We start from the raw sequence: 22,070 nt of genomic DNA on the forward strand, positions 1-22,070 counted from the left end.
TATGAAAGCACTAATTTTATCCGGTGGTAAAGGTACGAGGTTACGTCCCCTAACCTATACTGGGGCAAAACAGTTAGTTCCCGTTGCCAATAAACCGATTTTATGGTATGGAATCGAGTCAATTGTCGCCGCAGGAATTACCGATATTGGCATTATTATCAGTCCCGAAACCGGGGAAGAAATTCGTCAGACCACGGGCAATGGTGAACAGTTTGGGGCTAAGATAACTTATATTCGCCAAGATCAACCAGCCGGATTAGCTCACGCGGTTAAAACTGCCCAATCTTTCCTAGGAGATTCCCCCTTTATTATGTACTTGGGTGATAACCTAATTGAGGATGATTTATCGCCCTTTTTAGGCTCTTTCCAAAAACAGTCTCTTGACGCTTTAATTCTGTTGCGAAAAGTGTCTAATCCTAGTGCTTTTGGGGTGGCAAAAGTAGATGAAACCGGCAAAGTTTTATACTTAGTCGAAAAACCCAAAGAACCTCCCTCAAATTTAGCTTTGGTGGGGATTTATTTTTTTGCCCCCACCATTCACCAAGCGATCGCATCTATTCAACCTTCAGGCCGGGGTGAGTTAGAAATTACCGACGCTATCCAAGAATTAATCAATCAAAATAAAGCAGTAGAAGCCAATAAACTACTGGGTTGGTGGTTAGATACGGGTAAAAAAGATGACTTATTAGAAGCAAATCGGATTATCCTTGATACCAGTCTAGAAATCGCTTTGCAGGGAGAAATTGATGCTAATAGTCAGGTGATCGGACGGGTAAAAATTGGTCAGGGTAGTAAAATTATTAATAGTACCATTCGCGGCCCTGTCATTATTGGAGAAAATTGTCACATTGAGAATTGTTTTATCGGTCCCTATAGTAGTGTGGCTAATGGAGTAAAATTAATCGATGCCGACGTAGAACACAGTGTTATTCTCAAAGATGCCACGATTATTGGCATTCATCAGCGCATAGTTGATAGTGTGATCGGACGACGGGCAAAATTAGAAATTGCCCCCCAACGTCCAAAAGCTTTACGCTTTATGATCGGGGATGATTCCCATGTAGAATTAGTGTAGTTAATGGGGATTAACTGCCCCTTTAATTAGGGTTTGCGGCAAAAAGTTTTTCCTGGGTGTAGGGTGTAGGATTTTACCGATTTTCAGAGGTTCAATTACCTAATTTTCAGGGAAAAAGTACCTGAATTTTCACCCCAATCACTCCAATCGCTGGCACTTTTTGCTGGGAAAAAAGTCTAAAAGCCTTATCCAACAAGGTTTTTAGATTTCTTCAGCCAACCCTAACTATGTTATAATTAAGAGTCTGACCTATTTTACCGTTCTAGAACTATGACGCAACAGTATCGCATTACCCTACTACCCGGCGATGGCATCGGGCCGGAAATCCTCGCTGTCACCGTAGAGATACTGAAAGTCATCGGTAAAAAATTTGACCTCCAGTTTGACTTCCAAACCGCTTTAATTGGAGGGGCTGCCATTGATGAAACCGGCAGTCCCCTCCCCGAAGCAACCCTGAGCGCCTGTAAAAATAGTGATGCTGTTCTCCTGGCCGCTATCGGGGGTTATAAATGGGATAATTTGCCCCGGCAGCAAAGGCCAGAAACGGGATTATTAGGCTTAAGATCTGGCTTAGGTCTTTTTGCTAATTTGCGTCCTGCCACCATTTTTCCGCAATTAATCGACGCTTCTACTCTCAAACGGGAGATTATCGAGGGAGTGGATATCATGGTGGTCCGGGAATTGACCGGGGGTGTTTACTTCGGTCAACCGAAGGGGATTTTTGAGACAGAAACGGGAGAAAAATGCGGTGTAAATACCATGGTTTACTTGGAATCGGAGGTGGACCGCATCGCTAAGGTAGCCTTTGAAATTGCCCAAAAACGCGGCAATAAACTCTGTTCCGTCGATAAAGCTAATGTTCTCGATGTTTCCCAACTCTGGCGCGACCGGATGACGAAAATGGCCGCTAATTATCCCGATGTGGAACTTTCCCATCTCTACGTCGATAACGCAGCCATGCAGTTAGTCCGGGCCCCCAAGCAATTTGATACTATCGTCACGGGCAATTTATTCGGTGATATTCTCTCCGATGAAGCGGCCATGTTAACTGGTAGTATCGGAATGTTACCCTCCGCTAGTTTAGGGACTGCTGGGGTGGGAGTTTTTGAACCCGTCCACGGTTCGGCCCCAGATATCGCCGGCCAAGATAAAGCCAATCCGATCGCCCAGATTCTCAGCGCTGCTATGATGTTAAAATATGGGCTAAATCAGCCTTTAGCGGCAGCATCGCTGGAAAAAGCCGTAGAAAAAGTCTTAGCTCTCGGTTATCGTACCGGAGATATTTTCTCGGAGGGTATGACCTTAGTGGGATGCCAAGCTATGGGCCAGGCCATCCTAAAAGTTTTAGAATCCTAACAAAAGTGGCATAATTCGGAAATCGTCATATACCATTGATTTAATAAATACGTCAATTTAATCGTGGGGAGACGAGTGCTATGGTAGCCCTATCTGAGAAAACAGAACAACAGCGTGTCGATATGGAAATCCCAATTTTGTTAGATCCTACTGTCTTACGGGCAGCCAGACGCATTTATCGCATCTACTGTACCCTCAATAGCAGAGTTAGTAAACGTCCTTTTGGTGTCGCTATTAACCGCGACAATCATCGCGGCCAATTAATTTTTAACAATAAACCGATTCTTCTCCCCGGGGAATGTTTCGTCCCGATTAAGCAAATCGAATCGGAAGCCTATTAATTTTTGTGAAGATTTGCCCTGAATATCTTGCCAAACGTCAGCTAATACCCACTGGCGTAGTTTTTTTGTCTAATATAGGGTTTGCTGAATAAATCTAAAAACATTGTTCGATAAGACTTTTAGACCTTTTTGAAATCCAAAAGTACCGGCCATTGGAGTAATGGGGGGGAAAATTCCTGGACTTTTTCCCTGAAAATCGGTAAAACCCTACACCCCACACCCTACACCCCACACCCCACACCCAAGACAAACTTTTTGCCGCAAACCCTAATATAAAAAGATGTTCGGGAATAATCTTAACTCTACCCTAATCCAAGACCTCGATCGCCTAGAAAATCGTCTTCGGGAAATTCCCCTCGAACCGGGGGTGTACTTCCTGCGCGACCAAAATGGCGAAATTCTCTACATCGGTAAATCCAAAAAACTCCGGTCTAGAGTCCGTTCCTATTTTCGTCCCAGTCAACCCCTCAGTCCCCGCATTGCTTTAATGGTGCGACAGGTGACGGAAATTGAATTTATCGTCACCGACACGGAAGCAGAATCCTTGGCCCTAGAAGCTAATCTAATTAAACAACATCAGCCCCATTTTAATACTCTCCTCAAGGACGATAAAAAATATCCATACATTTGTATTACTTGGTCGGAAACCTACCCGCGCATTTTTATCACCCGCAAACGTAGGATAAATAACCAAAAAGACCGTTATTATGGTCCCTACGTCGATACTAGGCTGCTGCGCTACACTTTACACCTAATTAAACGCACTTTTCCCCTGCGTCAACGTCCCCAACCTCTTTTTAAAGACCGTCCCTGTTTAAATTATGATATCGGTCGTTGTCCGGGGGTTTGTCAAAAACTAATCAGTCCCCAAGATTATCGAGAAACCTTGCAGAAAGTGGCGATGATTTTTCAGGGAAGGACGGGGGAATTATTAGAGAAATTAGCGACAAAGATGCTCGCAGCGTCGGAAAACCTAGATTTTGAACAAGCGGCCACGATTAGGGATCAAATTCGCGGATTACAGGCCCTTAATACCGATCAAAAAGTCTCTTTACCTGATGATACCGTATCCCGGGACGCGATCGCTTTAGCTAAGGACGAGCAGCATTGTTGCATACAATTATTCCAAGTGCGTTCTGGTCGTTTGGTGGGACGTTTGGGATTTTTTGCCGATAGTCAGTCAGCAAACGAGGGAGAAATCCTGCAAAAAGTCCTAGAAGAACATTATTTATCGGTGGAAGGGGTGGAAATTCCTAGCGAAATCCTGCTACCCTGCGAATTACCGGAAGGTGAGGTGTTAGCGGGGTGGTTAAGGGAAAAAAAAGGTCGCAAAGTCGAGTTAACTGTCCCCCAACGGCAAAGTAAAGCGGATTTATTAGCTATGGTCGAGAAAAACGCTCTTTATGAGTTAGAAAAGACGAAAAGAAGCGCCGACCGGGATTTACAGTCTTTGCAGGATTTAGCGGTAATTCTCGATTTACCGGCACTACCCCACCGCATCGAAGGTTATGATATTTCTCATATTCAGGGTTCTAATGCAGTCGCGTCGGGAGTGGTGTTTATCGATGGGGTGGCCGCTAATCAACATTATCGTCACTATAAAATCAAAAATCCCGAGGTTAAAATCGGCCATTCCGATGATTTCGCCAGTTTAGCAGAAGTAATTCGGCGGCGTTTCCGTCGTTATGCCGAAAATCCCGATAATATTGCCGAAAGTGATGATTTTCCCGATTTGGTCATGATTGATGGGGGAAAAGGACAATTATCGGCAGTGGTGGCAGTTTTAGGGGAGATGAATTTATTAGAACAGGTAAAAGTTGTTAGTTTAGCTAAACAGAGAGAGGAGATTTTTTTACCGGGGGAATCCTCTCCTTTAGAGACAGATAAGGAACAACCCGGAGTGCAATTATTGCGTCGAGTCAGGGATGAAGCGCACCGCTTTGCTGTTAGCTTTCACCGACAACAAAGGATGCAAAAAAGTCGCCGTTCCCGTTTGGATGAGATACCGGGTTTAGGTTTTAAGCGACAAAAGGAGTTATTAGCTCATTTTCATTCTCTGGATTATATTCGCGAAGCTTCCCTAGAACAATTGCAACAGGTGACAGGAATTGGGGAACAATTAGCTAAGGAAATTTATAATTATTTTCATCCTAGGTAAGGATAAGCTGTATAAAGAAGATAAGGCGGTGTGTTTTTGCGTAACAGTGCAGAAATTAGAATATTGGTATCAAGAACGAGACGCAGCACGAGTTTCTCGGATAGCCTCATTGATAGATTCTTCGATTTCTTCCTCGGAATAACGCAAGTTACGTTCTTGGACAGAATCCACGGTTTCTTCAAAGCTCAGTCTTTGTGACGTTTCTTCAAAGTATCCCTTTTTTGCGCCTTTTTGTCCTAAAGCTGATTCGGTTAGTGACCAACGTACCATGATTTTTCTCCTTTAGCCCATAAACACATACACATCATAACCCATTTCTAGCAACAATTAGAAAGAACAAATTTTCACCTCAGATAAGGTGCGTTACCTTTGATTAATGCAGCCTACAAAATCTACAAGCTGGAGAGCCGACTATAGACCCAAACGTTTATTTTCTAGTTTTCTCATCTCTGTTTAGGCGTTTTCGGTTTACCATGGTCAAAGTGTGCTTTCTAGGCTAATGACTTTGACTAAAAACCCCGTGAGCAGAAACCGTCGTTTTTCCCCGCGCAATCTCTTTGAGACTTGCATGGCCTTATTGGTGTTATGCAATTATATTCTTGTTATTTTCGATTTAACCTATATTCCCCTGCGAGATTTTTGGTTACAGGGACGCTTGCAAATAACTTTATTAAGATTTAATGAACCAATAAAACTCGGTCCGATTTCCTTTCAAGAATTACAAATACCTCCCGATAAACCCCTAGAAATTCCCTTTGTTAAAGGAATCGCTAAGTATGATGTGGTGAAAGGAATTAAACCCTATCGTAGTACCAGTGAATATTTAGAGACGGTTAATAAACTTAATCAACTAATTAATCAAAAGCTCTTTAACCCAGAGTTTAATCTGCAAGAATATCGCCAGGAGATTGAGAAAGTTTTAGATAATTTGCGCCAAAAAAGTATCAATATGGTCGATAATAATCCCTTTGCCTCGGCGGAGAAAACTGGGACTTTAGAGAAGATTAAAAATAAAATGCGCTTGCGGGTTTTTAAAACAGAAAATGTTTCCGCAAAAGCAGCCTTTCAAAAGTTTTGGACTTGGGATTATCTCATTCAAAATGGCTGGGAAAAAGAGTTGAAGTTTTTTAATCAAGAAATTCAACCTTTAATAGAAACTAATTATTTTCGTCCCCTAGGAGAAGATGGGAGACCGATCGATAACTTTGAGGCGATCGATTTTTTCTTTGGTACCATCTTTTTCTGGGAATTTATGCTGAGAACTTGGTGGATTGCTCGCACTCATAAAGGCCTGCGTTGGCGCGAGGCTATGTTATGGCGATGGTATGATATTTTTCTGTTTGTTCCTATCTGGAGATGGTTGCGATTTATTCCTACCGTTATTCGCCTAGATCAAGTTAAAATTATTAACTTAAGGTTGATTAAAGAACAGGCAGTTAAAGGCTTAGTTGCGCTAATTTCTAAAGATATTACTGAGATAATCGTCCTGAGAATTATTAATAAAATTCAGGAATATATTCGACAGGGACAAGTGGAGAAACTTCTTAATCGATCCCTCAATGGAGGATATAATAATCTCAATGATACTAATGAAGTTATTGAAATTTTTCGGTTAGTAGTTAATAGCACTGTTGACAAGGTTTTACCGCAAGTTAAACCAGAAGCAGAAGCTTTAATTAAATACAATATCGAGAAAATTCTCAGTCAAACTCCCGCTTATCAAAGCTTATTGCGATTACCCAGCATGAAAGGGTTAAAAACTGACTTGAGCAATCGCCTATCTAGTCAATTGTATCAATCTTTTGTTAATATAGCTGACAAGATCACCCAAGAAGACGAAGTTTTTGAGCGTTTATTGCAGCAATTAGTCCAGCGTTTCGGGCAATCTCTCGCCGGGGAATTACAATCCCGTCACAGTTTAGAAAGAATCGAGATGTTATTAATTATCTTCCTAGAAGAAGTCAAATTAAACTATGTACAAGAATTCTCGGATGAAGACTTAGAAACTATCCTCGAACAAACTCGCTTACTCCACTCTCAAAGTGCAGAAACTAACCCAGCAGAAACCATGAATCCCCGTCGTCTTCCCTAAAAATTAAGTAGCTGGTTATAATTAAATTAAAAATGGATTTTAGGTTCGATCCCCCCTGCCCCCCTTGATAAGGGGGGTGCCGATAGGCGGGGGGATCTCCCCTTAATAAGGGGGCATCTGATAATTTTTAACGCCTACCTACTTAGCGATCATTGATTAGGTAATATTGCTTGATCTTTTGATCACTTTTGTACTAAAATTTCTGCTGAAACCCCCATTACTCAATTAACCTAATTATCTACTCCCATGTTAACAAAAATTATTCTCGGGTTACTTTGGTTAGGCTTCGGATTATACGCTTTTTTACTAGCACCCCCCGATCAACCAGATACAGTGAATTTAATTATCGATCTTTCCACTGGGAAATGGCAATATATCAACCCGTTAATTATCGCTCTTTTTAACCTGATGGGAGTTTGGCCACTGATCTACACTAGCCTTTTAATTATCGATGGTCGTGACCAAAAGATCATCGCTTGGCCCTTTACTTTTGCCTCCTTTGCCGTGGGTGCTTTCGCTATTTTACCCTATCTAACTCTCCGTCAATCCAACAGCAATTTTACTGGTAAAAAAAATCTGGTCATTAAACTTCTAGACTCACCTTGGTTAGGAGTAATTGCCCTAATTACTGCGGCAATTTTAATCGCTTACGGATTAATTAACGGTAATTGGTCTGATTTTTGGCATCAGTGGCAAACTAGCCGTTTTATTCATGTTATGAGTTTAGATTTCTGTCTTTTAACTCTCTTATGTCCAATTTTGCTGCAAGATGATCTAACCCGACGGGGATTAAAAAATCCTTTCCTGTTGCCGGTAATTTCCCTATTGCCTCTAATCGGTCCGGCAATTTATTTAATTATTCGTCCTCGCTTAGGGGAGAATTAAGAGTAAATTTCCTTGGGTAAACTCGGCCTAGTTATCAGTTGTTTTTTAATCATTTCTTGACAAGAGAAGTTCATATTTAACAGAAATTATGCTGAGGTTCCCCTAAAATATGAGGAAAGAGATTAATGTCCAGATTAGAAGGAGTGTTTAACCTTGTTAGAGAGTCAAAAACCACCTCGGATTTACTGCTTTCAAGCTGATTATATTGCCTCCCAACAATTTAACCCCCAAGAGATTCCCGCTTGGTTATCTTTAGAAGTAAACTGGCAGGGTTATAGAATTCATACCCTACCCTGGGTAGCAGACGTAGCTAGAGTATTAGGATTATTAGCGATTGAAGATACCCCCCAAGGGTGGCAAGATCATTTAGAAAGCTTGGGATTAGCCAAAATTAGGTTAATGGACAGCGAGGAGTTTTTTGAGGATAAATCTTTATCGGGATGTTAAAAATGCCCTATAATTGGCAATTTAGTGATGATTCTACCGGTCAATTTATGCCCTATAAACTACTCTTCGTCTGTTTAGGAAATATCTGTCGTTCTCCCGCTGCCGAGAATATCATGACTTATCTGATTGAACAAGAAGGATTAGGCAATAAAATCCTCTGTGATTCTGCGGGGACTGCGGGTTATCATATCGGTTCTCCTCCCGATTCTCGCATGAATACGGCGGCTAAAAAACGCGGTATTCCTCTGCAAGGGACAGCCAGACAATTTACTCGCGAGGATTTCGAGAATTTTGATCTAATCCTAGCCATGGATAAAGCCAATTATCAAGATATTTTATCCCTAGATCGGACAGGAAAATATCAAGAAAAGGTCAAGTTAATGTGTGACTATGCTCGTTATCACCCAGAAAAAGAAGTTCCCGATCCCTACTACGGTGGTCGGGAAGGTTTTGACCGCGTAATCGAGCTGCTTTTAGACTCCTGTGGCAGTCTTTTGGAGGAAGTAAAAAACAAAATTTAAGTTTTTTCTTCCAGCTAATCGATTAATCTGTGTTCGAGGGAAAAACGCACCAATTCGGCCCGATTGTTAGTAGTTGTTTTTCTGAGTAAACTGCTAACATATTTCTCGATCGTGCGAGAACTAAGATGCAGTTTTTGCCCAATTTCACTATTAGAAAGTCCCCGGGCTAAATGTTCTAACACTTCCCGCTCGCGATTAGTTAACTTAAAATCGTCCTGTAAAGAAGAAGTTAAAACATCCCTAGTTTTGGGGCTTTCTTCCGGTTTTAATTTCTGATATTGACGTTCACTTTGCACCATTTGCGATCGCTCTAAAAGATTGCGAATAACTGCTTTTAATTCCTCCATCTCAAAAGGTTTAGGAAGATAGATATCACAACCCACTTGATAACCGCGGATTCTTTCCTCTGTTGACCCTCTTTCGGTTAAAAAAATTACCGGCAATAACCTAAATTCTGGCTGTTGCCGCACCTTAGTCACCAAAGAATAGCCGTCTAAACGCGGCATTTTGATATCCGATACCAAAAGATGGGGATGATAGGTATCCAATAAATTCAAAGCTTCCAAACCATTACTCGCCGCCACCACACTATAACCTGCTAATTCTAAATAGTCTTTGACCGCTAGGCGGATACCGGGGTCATCATCGGCAATTAGAATCAAAAGAGGCATAGAAATTAACAGGACAAGGTTTTTTCAGTATTGATAGCCTAGCACCCTCCGCTCGCCACAATTGTCCATCAAGCTACAGAGGCCGTTGTAACTGATATTATACTAGCAGTAACCAGCTTTTTTCTCCCCATCTCCCCACTTCCCCAACCCCTTGTTTACTTTTTACTTAAGATGACAGATTATTTGGTTTCCTTGACAATTTGGGCGGGTATTTACGCGATTTTTGCCCTCGGTTTAAATCTACAATGGGGATTTACTGGCTTAATTAACTTTGGTCACGTTGCTTTTGCCACTTTAGGGGCTTATGCAACGGTTTTATTAACTTTACAGGGTGTACCGATGATTTTTGCCGCCATTGTCGGGGCGATCCTAGGGGCATTGTTGGGATTGGCGATCGGTTTTTCCACCCTGAGATTAAGAGCCGATTATCTAGCAATTGTCACCATCGGGGTATCTGAGTTAATTCGTTTACTGGTGCTTAACGAGGATTGGTTAACGAAAGGCAGTTTCGGACTACAACGTTATCCCCTACCTTTGGATATAAATCCCAGTTTTGCCGTCAAATTATTAATTATTGCCCTGTTTACCCTGCTTGCTATCTTTGCTCTCTGGCAATTGGGGCGCAATCTGCAACGACAATGGCGCGAAGCCGGGCAAATTAGCGGTAAAAGCTATCAACCGACGCAAAAGAGAGCTTTAATCTTTTGGGGGTCGTTAGGGGCGATAATCCTGCTTTTTCTGTATATAAACGGTGTAATTTCCTTGAATGACTATAATTACAAAGCGGGGCTGATGGTGGTAGTTTTAGTCCTCCTCGCTCTCGTTTATACTGGTTTAGAATTACTTTTGCGATCGCCTTGGGGACGCATCCTCAAAGCTATCCGGGAAGATGAAGAAATTCCCCGGGCTTTAGGAAAAAATGTCTTTTGGTATAAGTTACAATCTTTGATGTTAGGCGGTGCAATCGCTGGTTTAGCTGGGGCTTTTTTAGCATGGCAATTAACCACTATTTACCCGACTAATTTTGAACCATTATTGACTTTTAACGCTTGGATTATTATCATTCTCGGTGGCTCTGGTAGCAATGCCGGCACCTTACTAGGAGCGGTAATTTTCTGGGCTTACGATTCCCTGACTCGCTTTATTCTGCCCCAATTAGATATTTTTAATGATAGCCAATTAGGGGCTTTACGGATTATGATTATCGGTCTGCTACTCATGGTTTTAATGATCTGGCGACCCCAGGGTATCCTCGGCAAAAAAGAGGAGTTAACTTTGGGAAAATAATTTCAGTTATCAGTTATCAGTTATCAGTTATCAGTTATCAGTTATCAGTTATCAGTTATCAGTTATCAGTTATCAGTGATTAGATTTGAAGATTAAGTGAACAGTATTAAATAGCAGTTTTCTAAGGACTTAAGCAAAATTAATTACACATTTAAATAATCCTATTGCAAGAGTGCCTATTGCCTGTCTCAACTAAGAAATTTATTTCCCACGACTACTTACTGTCTTTTCACTGATTACTGTTTAATGTTTACTGATAACTGATGTTTACCTGATCAATTATGTTACTTTCTGCCAAAGGATTATCGAAAAGTTTTGGGGGCATTCGCGCCGTCAATAATGCTTATTTGGATGTGCCGCAGGGCAGCATCACTGGGTTAATCGGTCCAAATGGAGCCGGCAAAACCACACTTTTTAACCTTTTATCTAATTTTATTCGCCCAGATAAAGGAGAAGTTTTTCTTGATGGTCAGCCCATTCATCAGCTGCCTCCCTATCAAATTGCCCTGAAAGGATGTGTGAGAACTTTTCAAGTAGCACGGGTATTATCCCGATTAACGGTGTTAGAAAATATGCTCTTAGCTAGTCCGGGGCAAACGGGAGAAAATTTTCTCAAAGTCTGGTTTCAGGGGGCAAAAATTCGCCAACAGGAACAGGAAAATCGTGCCAAAGCTTTGGACATATTAGATTCGATTGGTCTAGGGGAGAAAGCGCAGGATTATGCGGGAGCTTTATCGGGAGGACAGCGTAAATTATTAGAGATTGGCCGAGTGCTAATGACCAAGCCAAAATTAATTTTATTAGATGAACCGGCCGCCGGAGTTAATCCCACTTTAATCGCTCAAATCAACGACCATATTATCGAGTGGAATCGTCAGGGAATTACCTTTTTAATTATCGAGCATAATATGGATGTGATTATGTCCCTTTGTCACCACATTTGGGTATTAGCAGAAGGGACAAATTTAGCCGATGGTATTCCCAGCGAAATCCAAAAAAACGAGCGGGTTTTAAAGGCTTATTTAGGAGACTAAAGCTAATTTTTGCACCTGCTGAACAAAGTTAGCCAGAATTTTTAAGCCATTAGTCGAGGATTTTTCCGGGTGAAACTGCACCGCTACCAAACGATCACGAGCGATCGCTGCCGTCACCGTTTGACTGCCGTGGGTGACGGTGGCAGCAGTTAGATGACTATCAAGGGGATCAACATAATAGGAATGGACAAAATAGACGTGAGGATGCGGGGGTAATCCCTGCCAAAGAGCATGATCCGGCTGGGTGAAGTCTAATTGATTCCAACCCATGTGGGGAATGGTAATGCCAGGTTCCGAGCGAAAACGGCGCACTGTCCCCGGAATAATCCCTAAACCCGCCTCTTGACCTTCCTCCGATGTCTCAAAGAGAATTTGTAAACCGAGACAGATACCGAGAAAGGGTTTACCATTAGCGATCGCCGCTTTGATCGGTTTTTCGAGATGACGGCTGCGAATTTGCCGGACAGCAGGATCAAAAGAACCGACTCCGGGTAAGACAATAGCGTCAGCTTTTTCCAGATCGAGGGGAGAATCGGTAATTTTCGGCACTGCACCCACGGTTTCCAGTCCTTTACAGGCAGAGTGCAGATTTCCCATGTCATAATCGATGACAGCGATTAAGGTCATTGCTATATACTGATCAGGCGATGACCTTATTTTAGAGCAATCACGCCGCCAAATTAGGTCTTGACTCAAAAAGCGATTAATGTCTTTACTATATACTGATCAGGCGATGACCTTATTTTAGAGCAATCACGCCGCTAAATTAGGTCTTGACTCAAAAGTTGTTAAAAGCTGGTGATGGGATTTGAACCCGCAACCGGCTGCTTACAAATCAGCCTTGCATAATTGATAAACCCTTTTCCCAAACACAGGCTATCTGATTCCCATTGATAATTGATTTTGAAGAAAGGGGGTTGGTCATAATATTCTCAACAGCTTATAATCAAGTTATAGATACATTTTAGAGTAGCTATGCAAGCAAGTGTTAATTGTTCTGAATATCGAATGCTACAACTGCCTCCATCGATTTCGAGTTCACTGGATTCAGTAAAAGTGCGATCCCAATCGAGCTTTGTGATCATAGGTGCTAATGGTTCGGGAAAAACTCGTTTTGGCGTTTGGATTGAATTCAGTTCACGAGCAAGAGATTTAGTGCATCGAATTGCAGCGCAAAAATCTCTTTCCATACCGGATTACTTTTCTACATCTTCCCTGAATGCTGCAACAAATCTTCTTCGATATGGTTATCATAAAGAGAATTTAAACGATGAACAAACTACACCGTACAAAAGACGATTAACCTGTAGGTACACTGGTTGTCCTGAGATTGGTAAATCTTTGACTAAATGTCGATGATTTTGGTGGAGTTTATCGCTCTCTAAGCCACAATGAGGACAGGTTGCTTTTTTATTTTTCGATTCGACTGGTCAAACTATACCGATATTTTCTAGGTGTCGATAGCCTTGAATAGAGGTTCCTTCTAGGTTCAAAAATTTGTCAAGTATCATAAGTAAAATAATCTCGTTTTTGGCTATTATATCAAATGTTAACTCGATTGTCTATCTTTTGGTATTAACTTGTTTGTGCCTTAAGTCCTTACCTATATGGATTTCAGATACTTTTGAGCGTAGGCGCTCTCATCGAATTTTATTTTAAGTTAATTATTTGCATAACAATTACCGAAGAGCCAAAGAATTCAATATCAAGATTGTGGGATTCCCGAATACCGGATAGTTGATCCTCAAACTCAAACCATTTTAGTCTTAGAATTAAGAGGAGATACTTATACGGAAATTGGTAATTTTAGCAATGATGACTTAGTAAAATCCTCTATATTTGGTCAACTTAATTTAAAAGTTTCTCAAGTATTTAATTAGGCAAATTAACCCCCATGATTACCGTAGAACCCATTACATTAAACTTAAAATCCGTCAATTTAAGCGATGAGCAATTTTATCAACTTTGCCATAATAACGACGATTGGCGAATTGAACAAAATGCCGAAGGAGAATTAATCATTATGCCCCCGATTGGTGCTATTAGCGGCAACCGCAAATCAGATTTAAACGGCTTTGTTTGGTTATGGAATCGTCAAACAAAACTCGGCAAAGTCTTTAGTTCTTCCACTATATTTACCTTACCCAAGAGGGGTAAACGTTCCCCTGATGTTGCTTGGATTGCTAATGAACGCTGGGAAGCTTTACCCTTAGAAGAACAAGAAAAAATTGCGAGAATTTGTCCTGATTTTGTGATAGAATTAAGATCACGCACTGATTCTTTAAGTCAACTACAAGCAAAAATGCAGGAATATCTTGATAGTGGCTTAAGATTGGGTTGGTTAATTGATCCCATTAGTCAACAGGTAGCCATCTATCGCCAAAATCAGGAAGTAGAAATCGTCTCATTACCAACCACCTTATCTGGGGAGAGCGTTTTACCTGGATTTACTTTAGAATTACCCATTTTTTGACGACAGGAAATACCAAGATGATAGCAACTACAACGATTTCTCCTCAATTAACCATTCCACGCCTAGAAAATGGGGACAAGCTCACTCGTCGTGAATTTGAGCATAGATATAATGCCATGCCAAATCTGAAAAAAGCAGAACTCATTGAAGGAATTGTTTATATTATGGCTTCTCCCCTCAGAATTAAGAACCATGGTGAACCCCATGCTGATATTATAGGTTGGCTAAGTGTCTATAAAGCCTTTACTCCCAATCTGCAATTAGGCGATAATTGTACGGTGCGTCTTGATGCGGACAATGAACCTCAACCCGATGCACTATTAAGAATTAAAAATGGTGGACAATCAACGATTAGTGAGGATGGTTATGTCGAAGGTGCGCCAGAGTTAATCGTTGAAATTGCTGCGAGTACCGTCTCCCTTGACTTACATCAAAAACTTAAGGTTTATCGCCGTAACCAAGTGCAAGAATATCTAGTCTGGCGAGTTGACGATGGAGAATTTGACTGGTTTAGATTAACAAATGAAGAATATATTAAACTTGAACCGAACTCAGAAGGGATAATTTGTTCTCAGATATTCCCTGGATTATGGTTAGATAGAGATGCTTTACTAGCTGGTGACTTAGCCAAGGTTTTAGAGGTTTTGCAATTGGGAATGGCAAGGATAAAAAATTAATCTAGTTAGAGTAATCTAAATTTAACAAAAACTTCACACAAATTCATAAAAAAACTATTGACTCGACGACCAAAGAAGGAGTAATGAAAACCGATAAAATCTTTTATACCCTATTTCAAGTCTTTCCCGAACTTCTCTTTCAACTGCTGGGGGAATCTCCGAATCTAGCGCAAAATTATCAATTCAAGTCAATCGAAATCAAAGAATTGGCTTTCCGACTCGATGGGGTATTTATTCCCGATGCTGACCACCCGGATTATCCGCTTTACTTTGTCGAAGTTCAATTTCAAAAAGACGAGGATTTTTATTGGCGATTTATGACTCAGATCTTCCTGTATCTCAAGCAGTATAAGCCGGAACGCGCCTGCTGTCCCGTGATTCTGTGGGGAAAGCGCCGCTTGGACATTGGGTTTCCCATCGCTTACCAAAATTTGCTAAACTTAGAGCGGATACAACGAATATATCTCGATGAAGTCGAGGCTGAATCTCCTCCCTCTCTGGGGATAAGTATCCTCCAGTTTATCCTCATCAGTGGGAAAAAAGCACCCGAACAGGTTCAATCCTTGATTGAGCAAACCCGCAAACAGATTATTGACCCTAACACTCAACGAAATGTTATCGAGTTAATCGAGAAGATTATTATCTACAAATTTCCTCAGAAAAGTCGCCAGGAGTTAGAAGCTATGTTTAATCTCACTGAATGGAAACAAACCAAGTTTTATCAAGAAGCTAAAGAAGAAGGAAAACTTGAAGGAAAACTTGAAGGAAAACTTGAAGGGAAATTGGAAACAATTCCTCTTCTGGTTAAGTTGGGACTTAACGAAGAACAAATTGCGCGGGAATTAAATCTAAGAGTTGAGATTGTTCGTCAATTTATTGCCAATCATAACAATTAAAACTTTTTGACTAATTTACCCGAACAGGTTCAATCCTTGATTGAGCAAACCCGCCAACAGATTATTGACCCTAACACTCAACGAAATGTTATCGAGTTAATCGAGAAGATTATTATCTACAAATTTCCTCAGAAAAGTCGCCAGGAGTTAGAAGCCATGTTTAATCTCACTGAATGGAAACAAACCAAGTTTTATCAAGAAGCTAAAGAAGAAGGAAAACTTGAAGGTAAACTTGAAGGGAAATTGGAAACAATTCCTCTTCTGGTTAGGTTGGGACTTAACGAAGAACAAATTGCGCGGGAATTAAATCTAAAAGTTGAGATTGTTCATCAATTTATTGCCAATCAGAACAATTAAAACTTTTTGGCTACCAATGCGATGATCATCAATTCCCTTATCAAGGTTTATTTTTGCAAAATTTCTCTCTTTTTATTTATTTCAGGCTCAGGTAAAGATTCTCCTAATTTCTGATAAAGTTCCATCAGAGATTCTAGGACTTCTTCAGCATTTTTCACTGATTCAGCATAAGTACTACCATGAGTTCGCCATTTTTGACCTGGAAAGTCGGGTAAGCCAACTAGATAACAATTGTCTTCATCAGACCACTGAATCACTATTCTATATTTAAGTTTTTTCATCTTCTTTTCTCCTGACCTCTTCAATGGCATTTTTGACTTCTGGCTCTTCGTTACCCTTTATGCTAAATCAACATACAAGATGCCAAGATAACATACTTCTAACCCAAAAATTCCGAAAGTTTCTAAAGCCATAGCCTCTCCGTTTTATTAGTTTAAGTTTATTGTTGATTCCCTCGACCACCCCATTCGTTGTCCTTCGCTCGAAATAACTAATTATTTCTCCAAACCAGTTTCGGATTGTTTGACAACTCTTGGTAAAAACACTGGAGGATTTTGCCAACCATTCCGAGATGGATAGCATTCCCTCTGTCGGATTCTCTGAGGTTTCATAAATCTTTCTAAATTCTTCCTTTAATTCCTGCATCTTTTTCAAATTTGGGAATTTTTCTTTGATAGCTTCTAGTTTAATTTTTTGGGGTTCCGTTAAATCTTCTTCATTTTTTAACAGGCTATATTTACTTCGCTTTAAAACTTCTAGCTTCGCTTCTTTTTCCGCTTTCTGTTTTTTATTTTTCTGCGCTTCTACGGCTCTTTTTTCTGCTCTTCTCTGTTCGTCTAACTCTTGATTAATTTGTTTCATTACATGGAATCTATCGGCGACTACTTCGGCCGATGGCATCAATTCTTTCACCAAATTTTTATAAGGCAACCAAAGGTCTATGCTCACTTCTTCAATTTGCTCTAACACCTCTTTTCCCCAGCCCGTAAGCGTTTCTCTCAACTCTTCTTGTGTTCGCTTCTCTAGAATAGCTATTAGTTTTCCCGTATCTAAATTTACTAAAACCGCACAGTAATTTTTTTGTCCTTTGACTAGAGCGATTTCATCAATTCCTAGTCTTTTTAATTCCGATAGGTCTGGCTCTGTAATTTCTTCGGCGATGTCCTCTATCATTCTTTGAATCTCTTCTTCCGTTACGTCATTTATTCGACTAACATTTAAAATATCTCCTTCTTTTAATTGTTCGAGTATATTTGCGGCTAGTCTTTTCGTATAGGTTCGTTTCTTGGCGACAAAATCTAACTCTTCGCTCAAGGGTCTCTGACAATTATCGCACTTAAATTGACGACGATTAATTTGTAGGTATACTGGTTGACCTGAGATTGGTAAATCTTTGACTAAATGTCGATGATTTTGGTGGAGTTTATCGCTCTCTAACCCACAACGAGGACAGGTTGCTTTTTGATTTTTCGATTCGATTCGGCAAACTATACCGATATTTTCTAGGTGTAGATAGCCTTGAATACAGGTTCCTTTTAGGTTCAAAAATTTGTCAAGTATCATAAGTAAAATAATCTCGTTTTTGGCTATTATATCAAATCTTAACTCAATTGTCTATCTTTTGGTATTAACCTGTTTGTGCCTTAAGTCCTTCCCTGTATGGATTTCAGCTACTTTTGAGCGTAGGCGCTCTCATCGAATTTTATTTTAAGTTAATTATTTGCATAACAATTCCCGAAGAGCCTGACTTCTTGTTCTTGGTAACGTTTAGCATCCGCTCCGTCTTTTCCCGAGAGAGTGATTTTCCCTGCATATAGAGGGTGTAACCAATGGTTGTGACTGCCTTTTCCCGGAAAATCAATAAATCCAGCTTTTTTGAGCATTTGTTTCAATTCTCTGATTTTTTTGGCATCAGTCAAGATTTGATCGATCAGGTAATTTGCTGGGGGGTGTGACAAGTCTTGTATAATTCTTATTATATAAAGATTTCGAGCATTGAGCGGTTACTGGAGAAGCACCGGGAGCAGAGGAGAGGGGGAGCAGGGGAGCAGAGGTTGTTTATCTTCTGGGTACCCCTTTTCCTTGATTCACCAGAGAATTTTCTTCCGGAAATTTAAGCTGATCAGAGCTAAACTTAACAAAACTTCACAAAAACTTCACAAAAACTTCACAAAAACTTCACGGAAAACTATTGACGAGAAGATGTCAAGGCCGCTTAATTAAATTAATTAACATCATTGGAGGATTTACCCCATGAAAACCAAAAAACTGACACCCCGCAATGCTGCTCCTGTGCAACGGAAAAATACCGCTACCGTCTCTCGTGATGGCAATGCGATCATTCAACTTGATTGGGGAACTTTTTGTGTGCAAGAGGATGGGGAGGGAAATTGTAAAGAGTGGTACGAACTGCCGTTTGCGGGAGACGACGCAGAGTAATCTGCCCGATTCTAGCACGAACCTCAAATCAGGTCAAAAGTCTTTTTCTCCTTGCCAAGGCGCACGGTTGCTTCCTTGTAATTGACGGTGGAGAAGCAAGGGGTCAGGGGAGAGAGGGAGCAGGGGAGTACAGGTTTTTGCTCTTCTCGGTTCCCCTTTTCCTTGACTCACGGGTGCTAGAAGACTTAGATTCAGGGAGATAAACCCGAAAATCTGTTAAAAATATAAGATGCTAAAAAGTCTGCGCTATAATACTCGATTAGGATGATATAAAGGTAATCAGGAGAAGCGATGAACACTATCCAACTGACACCAGAAATAGAAGATTTGATTGCTCAACAAATTAAAACAGGAAAATATCAAGATGATTTAGCCGTTATTCAAGAGGGATTGCGTTTATTGGCAGAAAGAGACAGAATTTACCGAGGAAGATTTGAAGAATTGAAACGGGAAGTTATGATTGGCGTTGAGGAATTAAGACGACAGGAAGGAATTAATGCCGAAGAGGTTTTTTCAGAATTAGAAGAGGATTTACAACAAATAGAGGCTAAGGGTTTCCCGATGAGTCAGAAATAATGTCAAAGATTATTTTCTCACCCTCAGCTAGATTGGATTTAAAGCAAGTTAATAGTTACTTGGCTGGGAAAAATCCGCAAGCTGCTAGAATTTTAAAAGAAAAAATCCAACAGGCTTGTAAAAAATTAGCTAAATTCCCCAATCTGGGACGTAGGCGCGATGAGTTAATCCCTAGATTACGAAGTTTTCCAGTAGAAGATTATCTGATATTTTATTTCCCTCTTGAAAACGGAATTGAAATCGCAAGAGTAGTCAGTGGATATAGAGATTTAGATGCTATGTTTGATGTTGATTAAGAAAGCGATCGCATCAATCTAAGGGTGTCATTCTTCCCTGCTACCCAGTAGCATCGGCTGGGGGTTTCTTCGGGAAATTTAAGCTGATCTAAACTTAACAAAAACTCAACAAAAACTTCACAAAAACTTCACAAAAAACTATTGACAAGAAGATGTCAAGGCCGGTTAATTAAATTAATTAACATCATTGGAGCATTTACCCCATGAAAACCAAAAAACTGACACCCCGCAATGCTGCTCCTGTCCAACGGGAAAACACCGCTACCGTCTCTCGTGATGGCAATGCGATTGCGATGATCGCTCCGCTTTGGGATTTGGTAAGGTGGGGCGCTCCTTTTGCGGGAGACGACGCAGAGTAATCCCCCTGATTCTAGCACGAACCTCAAATCAGGTCAAAAGTCTTTTTCTCCTTGCCAAGGCGCACGGTTAGCCTCAAGGAATTGACGTACAACCCTAGTTAATTCGGGAGTTTCGGATACCGGGCACGGAGAAGAAGCACCGGGGGCAGGGAAGCAGTTTCTCTTCTCGGTTCCCCTTTTCCTTGACTCACGAGTGTTAGAAGACTTAGGTTCAGGGAGATGAACCCCAGCCAACAGCTTACTACCCCAGTGTGATCGGGTTGGGGTCTTCTTCTCCTTCGGTTTGTACCTTTGACAGAATTAGATGAGCTATGATTAAAGTAAGATTTACTTATTCATACATCACAAATGACTCAGATTACTATTAATTTACCAGTCAGTTTACTTGAATCAGCCCAATGTTTAGGAAAGGCTACAGAACGAGAGTTATCAGAGGTTTTAATTGATACCTTAGAAATCATTTTGCCTACCTTTAATAATCTCTCAGCTGTGGGCAATCATCTTGAAGTTTCCAATCTTTTAGATTCCGAAGTTATTGAATTAGCTAATTCAAAAATGGATGCTGTTCAGAATCAACGCTTAGGAGAGTTACAAGCTAAGGGAAAAAATACGGGCTTAACCGAAGCCGAAGGCTATGAATTATTAGTTTTAATCTCAATTTACCAAATGGGACAATTAAGAAAGTCAATAGCCTTAGCTGAAGCCGTTAAACGAGGTTTGAGAGAGCCTTTAATACCATGAGTTTTCTCACAGAAACCTTACGCCAAAAAGTTAAACAACGGGCAGGAAATCGCTGTGAATATTGCCTAAGTCACCAGGATTATATTATGGGGAGATTACAAATTGATCATATCCAACCTTTAGCTAAAGGTGGTGCTAATACAGAAGATAATTTATGTTTAGCTTGTGAATTATGTAATCAATATAAATGGACTCAAACTGAAGCTATTGATCCCAAATCTGAGGTGTTGGTTTCCTTATTTAATCCTCGCCTTCAAAAATGGCAAGAACATTTTACTTGGACTCAAGAAGGAACGGAAATTATGGGAGTAACGGCTTGTGGTCGAGCAACAATTGTAGCTTTAAGATTAAATAGTAATCTGGCTGTTATTGTGCGTAAAAATTGGGTTAAAGCTGGTTGGCATCCACCTAATTTGCAGACGGAATCTCACCTTACCTAAAATATTCCTTTAACAATCTAAAAACTGGCCATTATGATAGTTGCTGACATTCAAAAAAGCTCCCTCAAAGAGCAAAGGCTACAATTTATTCGTAACCATCAACAAGCTTTCGATGTTGAGCCGATTTATCCTCTACGGCTGTTTGAAGATTTCGTGATGGGGGTTGAGGGCGATTGTACTATTCAAGCCTCTTGTAAGATAGAATTAGATCAACTCATTGCCTCAAGGTTTATGCTCTTTTTTAAAGATAAAGCTCAAGAATGGCAAAACTATCTAGCGCAGTCTTTAGCTTTTTTTCGGCAAGTTGAAAACCGAGTTGGTGTTAAATTAGACTATTCTTTATTACAGCAGTTCTTAGGACTTAATTTTAATTTCAGTAAAATCACGGTTTTCAGTACGGGTATTGATTTAAGGACTAATCTTGCTGATTCTAGTTTAAAAATGCACATCAGGCTAAAAGATTATCCTGAAAAAATCAACCAAGCGTTATTGTTAACCAGTGATAGTGATGATTTAATAGCTGTACGAGATTTTCTTTCCATTGTCGGCTTTGATTTCTATTTTGATGGCCGTAGTGCGATCAAAATTTACCCTGAAGTTGCAGAAACAGACTTTTTTAAACCAGAAACTCAAGACAAAGTATGGCGACATCTTCCCAAATTTGTTTTAGAACCTCTTAAAGCAACAAGCTTATTTGGTTTTGGCTTTTCCAAAACAAATAATAACCCAGTGCTTTACTACAGGCTCAAAAATCGTCAAGATTTAACCAATTACTTCAAGCTTAATGATACCGCCCAAAGAGTTCATAGCTTTTATCAGCATCAAGATATTTTATCTAGTGTGTGGTTAGGTACAGCCCAACAAGAATTAGAAAAAACGAGAATTGAAAATGTTAGACTTTACTATTATAAACTCTTTGGTAAATTGTAGTAAATCTTATGTTAACCAC

The 22,070-nt window shown here is 40.3% G+C and carries 29 protein-coding genes and 2 pseudogenes; 23 read left to right on the plus strand and 8 right to left on the minus strand.

Going from position 1 to position 22,070, the window contains the following annotated elements; translation table 11 throughout:
• The first annotated feature begins 1 nt into the window (after position 1).
• The 5 genes from MAE_RS00095 to uvrC all read left to right on the plus strand — a co-directional run bounded on the left by MAE_RS00095 (position 2) and on the right by uvrC (position 4,930).
• Entirely contained in the window at positions 2-1,075 is a 1,074-nt protein-coding gene (locus MAE_RS00095; protein WP_012263793.1) for a glucose-1-phosphate thymidylyltransferase, read from the plus strand.
• A gap of 270 nt (positions 1,076-1,345) precedes the next feature.
• The gene (gene leuB / locus MAE_RS00100) at positions 1,346-2,431 is read left to right on the plus strand and encodes a 3-isopropylmalate dehydrogenase (protein ID WP_002797441.1); all 1,086 of its coding nucleotides are present in this window, start codon (positions 1,346-1,348) and stop codon (positions 2,429-2,431) included.
• 80 nt (positions 2,432-2,511) lie between these two features.
• Positions 2,512-2,772, plus strand: a complete 261-nt coding sequence (locus MAE_RS00105) for a hypothetical protein (protein WP_002734814.1) — start codon at positions 2,512-2,514, stop codon at positions 2,770-2,772.
• A 129-nt stretch (positions 2,773-2,901) separates the two neighbouring features.
• Entirely contained in the window at positions 2,902-3,048 is a 147-nt protein-coding gene (locus tag MAE_RS33890; protein ID WP_002763481.1) for a hypothetical protein, read from the plus strand.
• Positions 3,049-3,052: 4 nt separating this feature from the next.
• A complete protein-coding gene (uvrC, locus tag MAE_RS00110; protein WP_012263794.1) occupies positions 3,053-4,930 on the plus strand; it encodes an excinuclease ABC subunit UvrC in 1,878 nt (625 codons plus the stop codon).
• A gap of 69 nt (positions 4,931-4,999) precedes the next feature.
• On the opposite strand, the gene MAE_RS00115 is transcribed toward uvrC, so the two are convergent.
• Positions 5,000-5,200, minus strand: coding sequence for a hypothetical protein (locus tag MAE_RS00115; RefSeq protein ID WP_012263795.1), 201 nt, complete (start codon positions 5,198-5,200; stop codon positions 5,000-5,002).
• A gap of 229 nt (positions 5,201-5,429) precedes the next feature.
• Between MAE_RS00115 and MAE_RS00120 the strand changes: the two genes are divergently transcribed.
• From MAE_RS00120 to MAE_RS00135, 4 genes are all read left to right on the plus strand, one after another.
• A complete protein-coding gene (locus MAE_RS00120; RefSeq protein WP_012263796.1) occupies positions 5,430-7,022 on the plus strand; it encodes a hypothetical protein in 1,593 nt (530 codons plus the stop codon).
• A gap of 246 nt (positions 7,023-7,268) precedes the next feature.
• Positions 7,269-7,907 carry a hypothetical protein gene (locus MAE_RS00125; protein ID WP_002797450.1) on the plus strand — a complete coding sequence of 213 codons (639 nt, stop codon included), beginning with the start codon at positions 7,269-7,271 and terminating at the stop codon, positions 7,905-7,907.
• Between the two features lie 153 nt (positions 7,908-8,060).
• Positions 8,061-8,354, plus strand: coding sequence for a hypothetical protein (locus MAE_RS00130; RefSeq protein ID WP_002797452.1), 294 nt, complete (start codon positions 8,061-8,063; stop codon positions 8,352-8,354).
• A 2-nt stretch (positions 8,355-8,356) separates the two neighbouring features.
• Positions 8,357-8,875, plus strand: coding sequence for a low molecular weight protein-tyrosine-phosphatase (locus MAE_RS00135; protein ID WP_041804476.1), 519 nt, complete (start codon positions 8,357-8,359; stop codon positions 8,873-8,875).
• Positions 8,876-8,889: 14 nt separating this feature from the next.
• Here MAE_RS00135 and MAE_RS00140 read toward each other — a convergent pair whose 3' ends face one another.
• The gene (locus MAE_RS00140) at positions 8,890-9,546 is read right to left on the minus strand and encodes a response regulator transcription factor (protein ID WP_002742402.1); all 657 of its coding nucleotides are present in this window, start codon (positions 9,544-9,546) and stop codon (positions 8,890-8,892) included.
• A gap of 171 nt (positions 9,547-9,717) precedes the next feature.
• Between MAE_RS00140 and MAE_RS00145 the strand changes: the two genes are divergently transcribed.
• On the plus strand, positions 9,718-10,833 hold the full coding sequence (locus MAE_RS00145) for a branched-chain amino acid ABC transporter permease (protein WP_012263798.1): 1,116 nt from the start codon (positions 9,718-9,720) through the stop codon (positions 10,831-10,833).
• A gap of 281 nt (positions 10,834-11,114) precedes the next feature.
• On the plus strand, positions 11,115-11,867 hold the full coding sequence (locus MAE_RS00150; RefSeq protein WP_002795704.1) for an ABC transporter ATP-binding protein: 753 nt from the start codon (positions 11,115-11,117) through the stop codon (positions 11,865-11,867).
• On the opposite strand, the gene hisH is transcribed toward MAE_RS00150, so the two are convergent.
• Positions 11,856-12,494 carry an imidazole glycerol phosphate synthase subunit HisH gene (hisH, locus tag MAE_RS00155; RefSeq protein ID WP_002795703.1) on the minus strand — a complete coding sequence of 213 codons (639 nt, stop codon included), beginning with the start codon at positions 12,492-12,494 and terminating at the stop codon, positions 11,856-11,858. The genes MAE_RS00150 and hisH overlap by 12 nt on opposite strands.
• Positions 12,495-13,162: 668 nt before the next feature.
• Positions 13,163-13,378, minus strand: a pseudogene (locus tag MAE_RS31305) (transposase family protein); the annotation flags it as partial.
• 177 nt (positions 13,379-13,555) lie between these two features.
• On the opposite strand from MAE_RS31305, the pseudogene MAE_RS28065 reads away from it, so the two are divergent.
• From MAE_RS28065 to MAE_RS00175, 5 genes and pseudogenes are all read left to right on the plus strand, one after another.
• Positions 13,556-13,747 (plus strand): annotated as a pseudogene (locus tag MAE_RS28065) (Uma2 family endonuclease); the annotation flags it as partial.
• Between the two features lie 14 nt (positions 13,748-13,761).
• Positions 13,762-14,340, plus strand: coding sequence for a Uma2 family endonuclease (locus MAE_RS00160; RefSeq protein WP_012263801.1), 579 nt, complete (start codon positions 13,762-13,764; stop codon positions 14,338-14,340).
• Positions 14,341-14,357: 17 nt separating this feature from the next.
• Positions 14,358-15,017, plus strand: coding sequence for a Uma2 family endonuclease (locus MAE_RS00165; protein WP_012263802.1), 660 nt, complete (start codon positions 14,358-14,360; stop codon positions 15,015-15,017).
• A gap of 83 nt (positions 15,018-15,100) precedes the next feature.
• Entirely contained in the window at positions 15,101-15,913 is an 813-nt protein-coding gene (locus MAE_RS00170; protein WP_012263803.1) for an Rpn family recombination-promoting nuclease/putative transposase, read from the plus strand.
• Positions 15,914-15,919: 6 nt separating this feature from the next.
• Positions 15,920-16,270 carry a DUF2887 domain-containing protein gene (locus MAE_RS00175; protein WP_080506911.1) on the plus strand — a complete coding sequence of 117 codons (351 nt, stop codon included), beginning with the start codon at positions 15,920-15,922 and terminating at the stop codon, positions 16,268-16,270.
• A 47-nt stretch (positions 16,271-16,317) separates the two neighbouring features.
• Here MAE_RS00175 and MAE_RS00180 read toward each other — a convergent pair whose 3' ends face one another.
• The 3 genes from MAE_RS00180 to MAE_RS00190 form a co-directional block, all read right to left on the minus strand.
• Positions 16,318-16,551 (minus strand): type II toxin-antitoxin system HicB family antitoxin, encoded by a 234-nt coding sequence (locus MAE_RS00180; protein ID WP_041803571.1) that lies wholly within the window; start codon positions 16,549-16,551, stop codon positions 16,318-16,320.
• Between the two features lie 67 nt (positions 16,552-16,618).
• Positions 16,619-17,833: an ISL3-like element ISMae36 family transposase gene (locus MAE_RS00185; protein ID WP_012263806.1), complete on the minus strand. Its 1,215-nt coding sequence runs from the start codon at positions 17,831-17,833 to the stop codon at positions 16,619-16,621.
• A gap of 149 nt (positions 17,834-17,982) precedes the next feature.
• Complete coding sequence (locus MAE_RS00190; protein ID WP_158303484.1) at positions 17,983-18,189, minus strand: type II toxin-antitoxin system HicA family toxin; 207 nt, start codon at positions 18,187-18,189, stop codon at positions 17,983-17,985.
• A 334-nt stretch (positions 18,190-18,523) separates the two neighbouring features.
• Here MAE_RS00190 and MAE_RS00195 point away from each other — a divergent pair, with 334 nt between their 5' ends.
• Positions 18,524-18,709 carry an anacyclamide/piricyclamide family prenylated cyclic peptide gene (locus MAE_RS00195; protein WP_002797460.1) on the plus strand — a complete coding sequence of 62 codons (186 nt, stop codon included), beginning with the start codon at positions 18,524-18,526 and terminating at the stop codon, positions 18,707-18,709.
• A gap of 33 nt (positions 18,710-18,742) precedes the next feature.
• On the opposite strand, the gene MAE_RS33895 is transcribed toward MAE_RS00195, so the two are convergent.
• Positions 18,743-18,880 (minus strand): hypothetical protein, encoded by a 138-nt coding sequence (locus MAE_RS33895; protein WP_002802526.1) that lies wholly within the window; start codon positions 18,878-18,880, stop codon positions 18,743-18,745.
• A 120-nt stretch (positions 18,881-19,000) separates the two neighbouring features.
• Here MAE_RS33895 and MAE_RS00200 point away from each other — a divergent pair, with 120 nt between their 5' ends.
• The 6 genes from MAE_RS00200 to MAE_RS00220 all read left to right on the plus strand — a co-directional run bounded on the left by MAE_RS00200 (position 19,001) and on the right by MAE_RS00220 (position 22,051).
• A complete protein-coding gene (locus MAE_RS00200; protein ID WP_002797461.1) occupies positions 19,001-19,285 on the plus strand; it encodes a ribbon-helix-helix domain-containing protein in 285 nt (94 codons plus the stop codon).
• Complete coding sequence (locus MAE_RS00205) at positions 19,285-19,581, plus strand: type II toxin-antitoxin system RelE/ParE family toxin (RefSeq protein ID WP_002797462.1); 297 nt, start codon at positions 19,285-19,287, stop codon at positions 19,579-19,581. The genes MAE_RS00200 and MAE_RS00205 overlap by 1 nt, the downstream gene beginning before the upstream one ends.
• A gap of 203 nt (positions 19,582-19,784) precedes the next feature.
• On the plus strand, positions 19,785-19,940 hold the full coding sequence (locus tag MAE_RS27870) for an anacyclamide/piricyclamide family prenylated cyclic peptide (protein ID WP_070108813.1): 156 nt from the start codon (positions 19,785-19,787) through the stop codon (positions 19,938-19,940).
• A gap of 348 nt (positions 19,941-20,288) precedes the next feature.
• Positions 20,289-20,681, plus strand: a complete 393-nt coding sequence (locus MAE_RS00210; protein ID WP_012263812.1) for a hypothetical protein — start codon at positions 20,289-20,291, stop codon at positions 20,679-20,681.
• Entirely contained in the window at positions 20,678-21,121 is a 444-nt protein-coding gene (locus MAE_RS00215; protein ID WP_002802537.1) for an HNH endonuclease, read from the plus strand. The genes MAE_RS00210 and MAE_RS00215 overlap by 4 nt, the downstream gene beginning before the upstream one ends.
• A 33-nt stretch (positions 21,122-21,154) precedes the next feature.
• Positions 21,155-22,051, plus strand: a complete 897-nt coding sequence (locus tag MAE_RS00220) for a DUF5838 family protein (protein ID WP_012263813.1) — start codon at positions 21,155-21,157, stop codon at positions 22,049-22,051.
• The last annotated feature ends 19 nt before the right edge of the window (positions 22,052-22,070 follow it).

It is taken from the genome of Microcystis aeruginosa NIES-843 (genome assembly GCF_000010625.1).
Classification (GTDB): domain Bacteria; phylum Cyanobacteriota; class Cyanobacteriia; order Cyanobacteriales; family Microcystaceae; genus Microcystis; species Microcystis aeruginosa.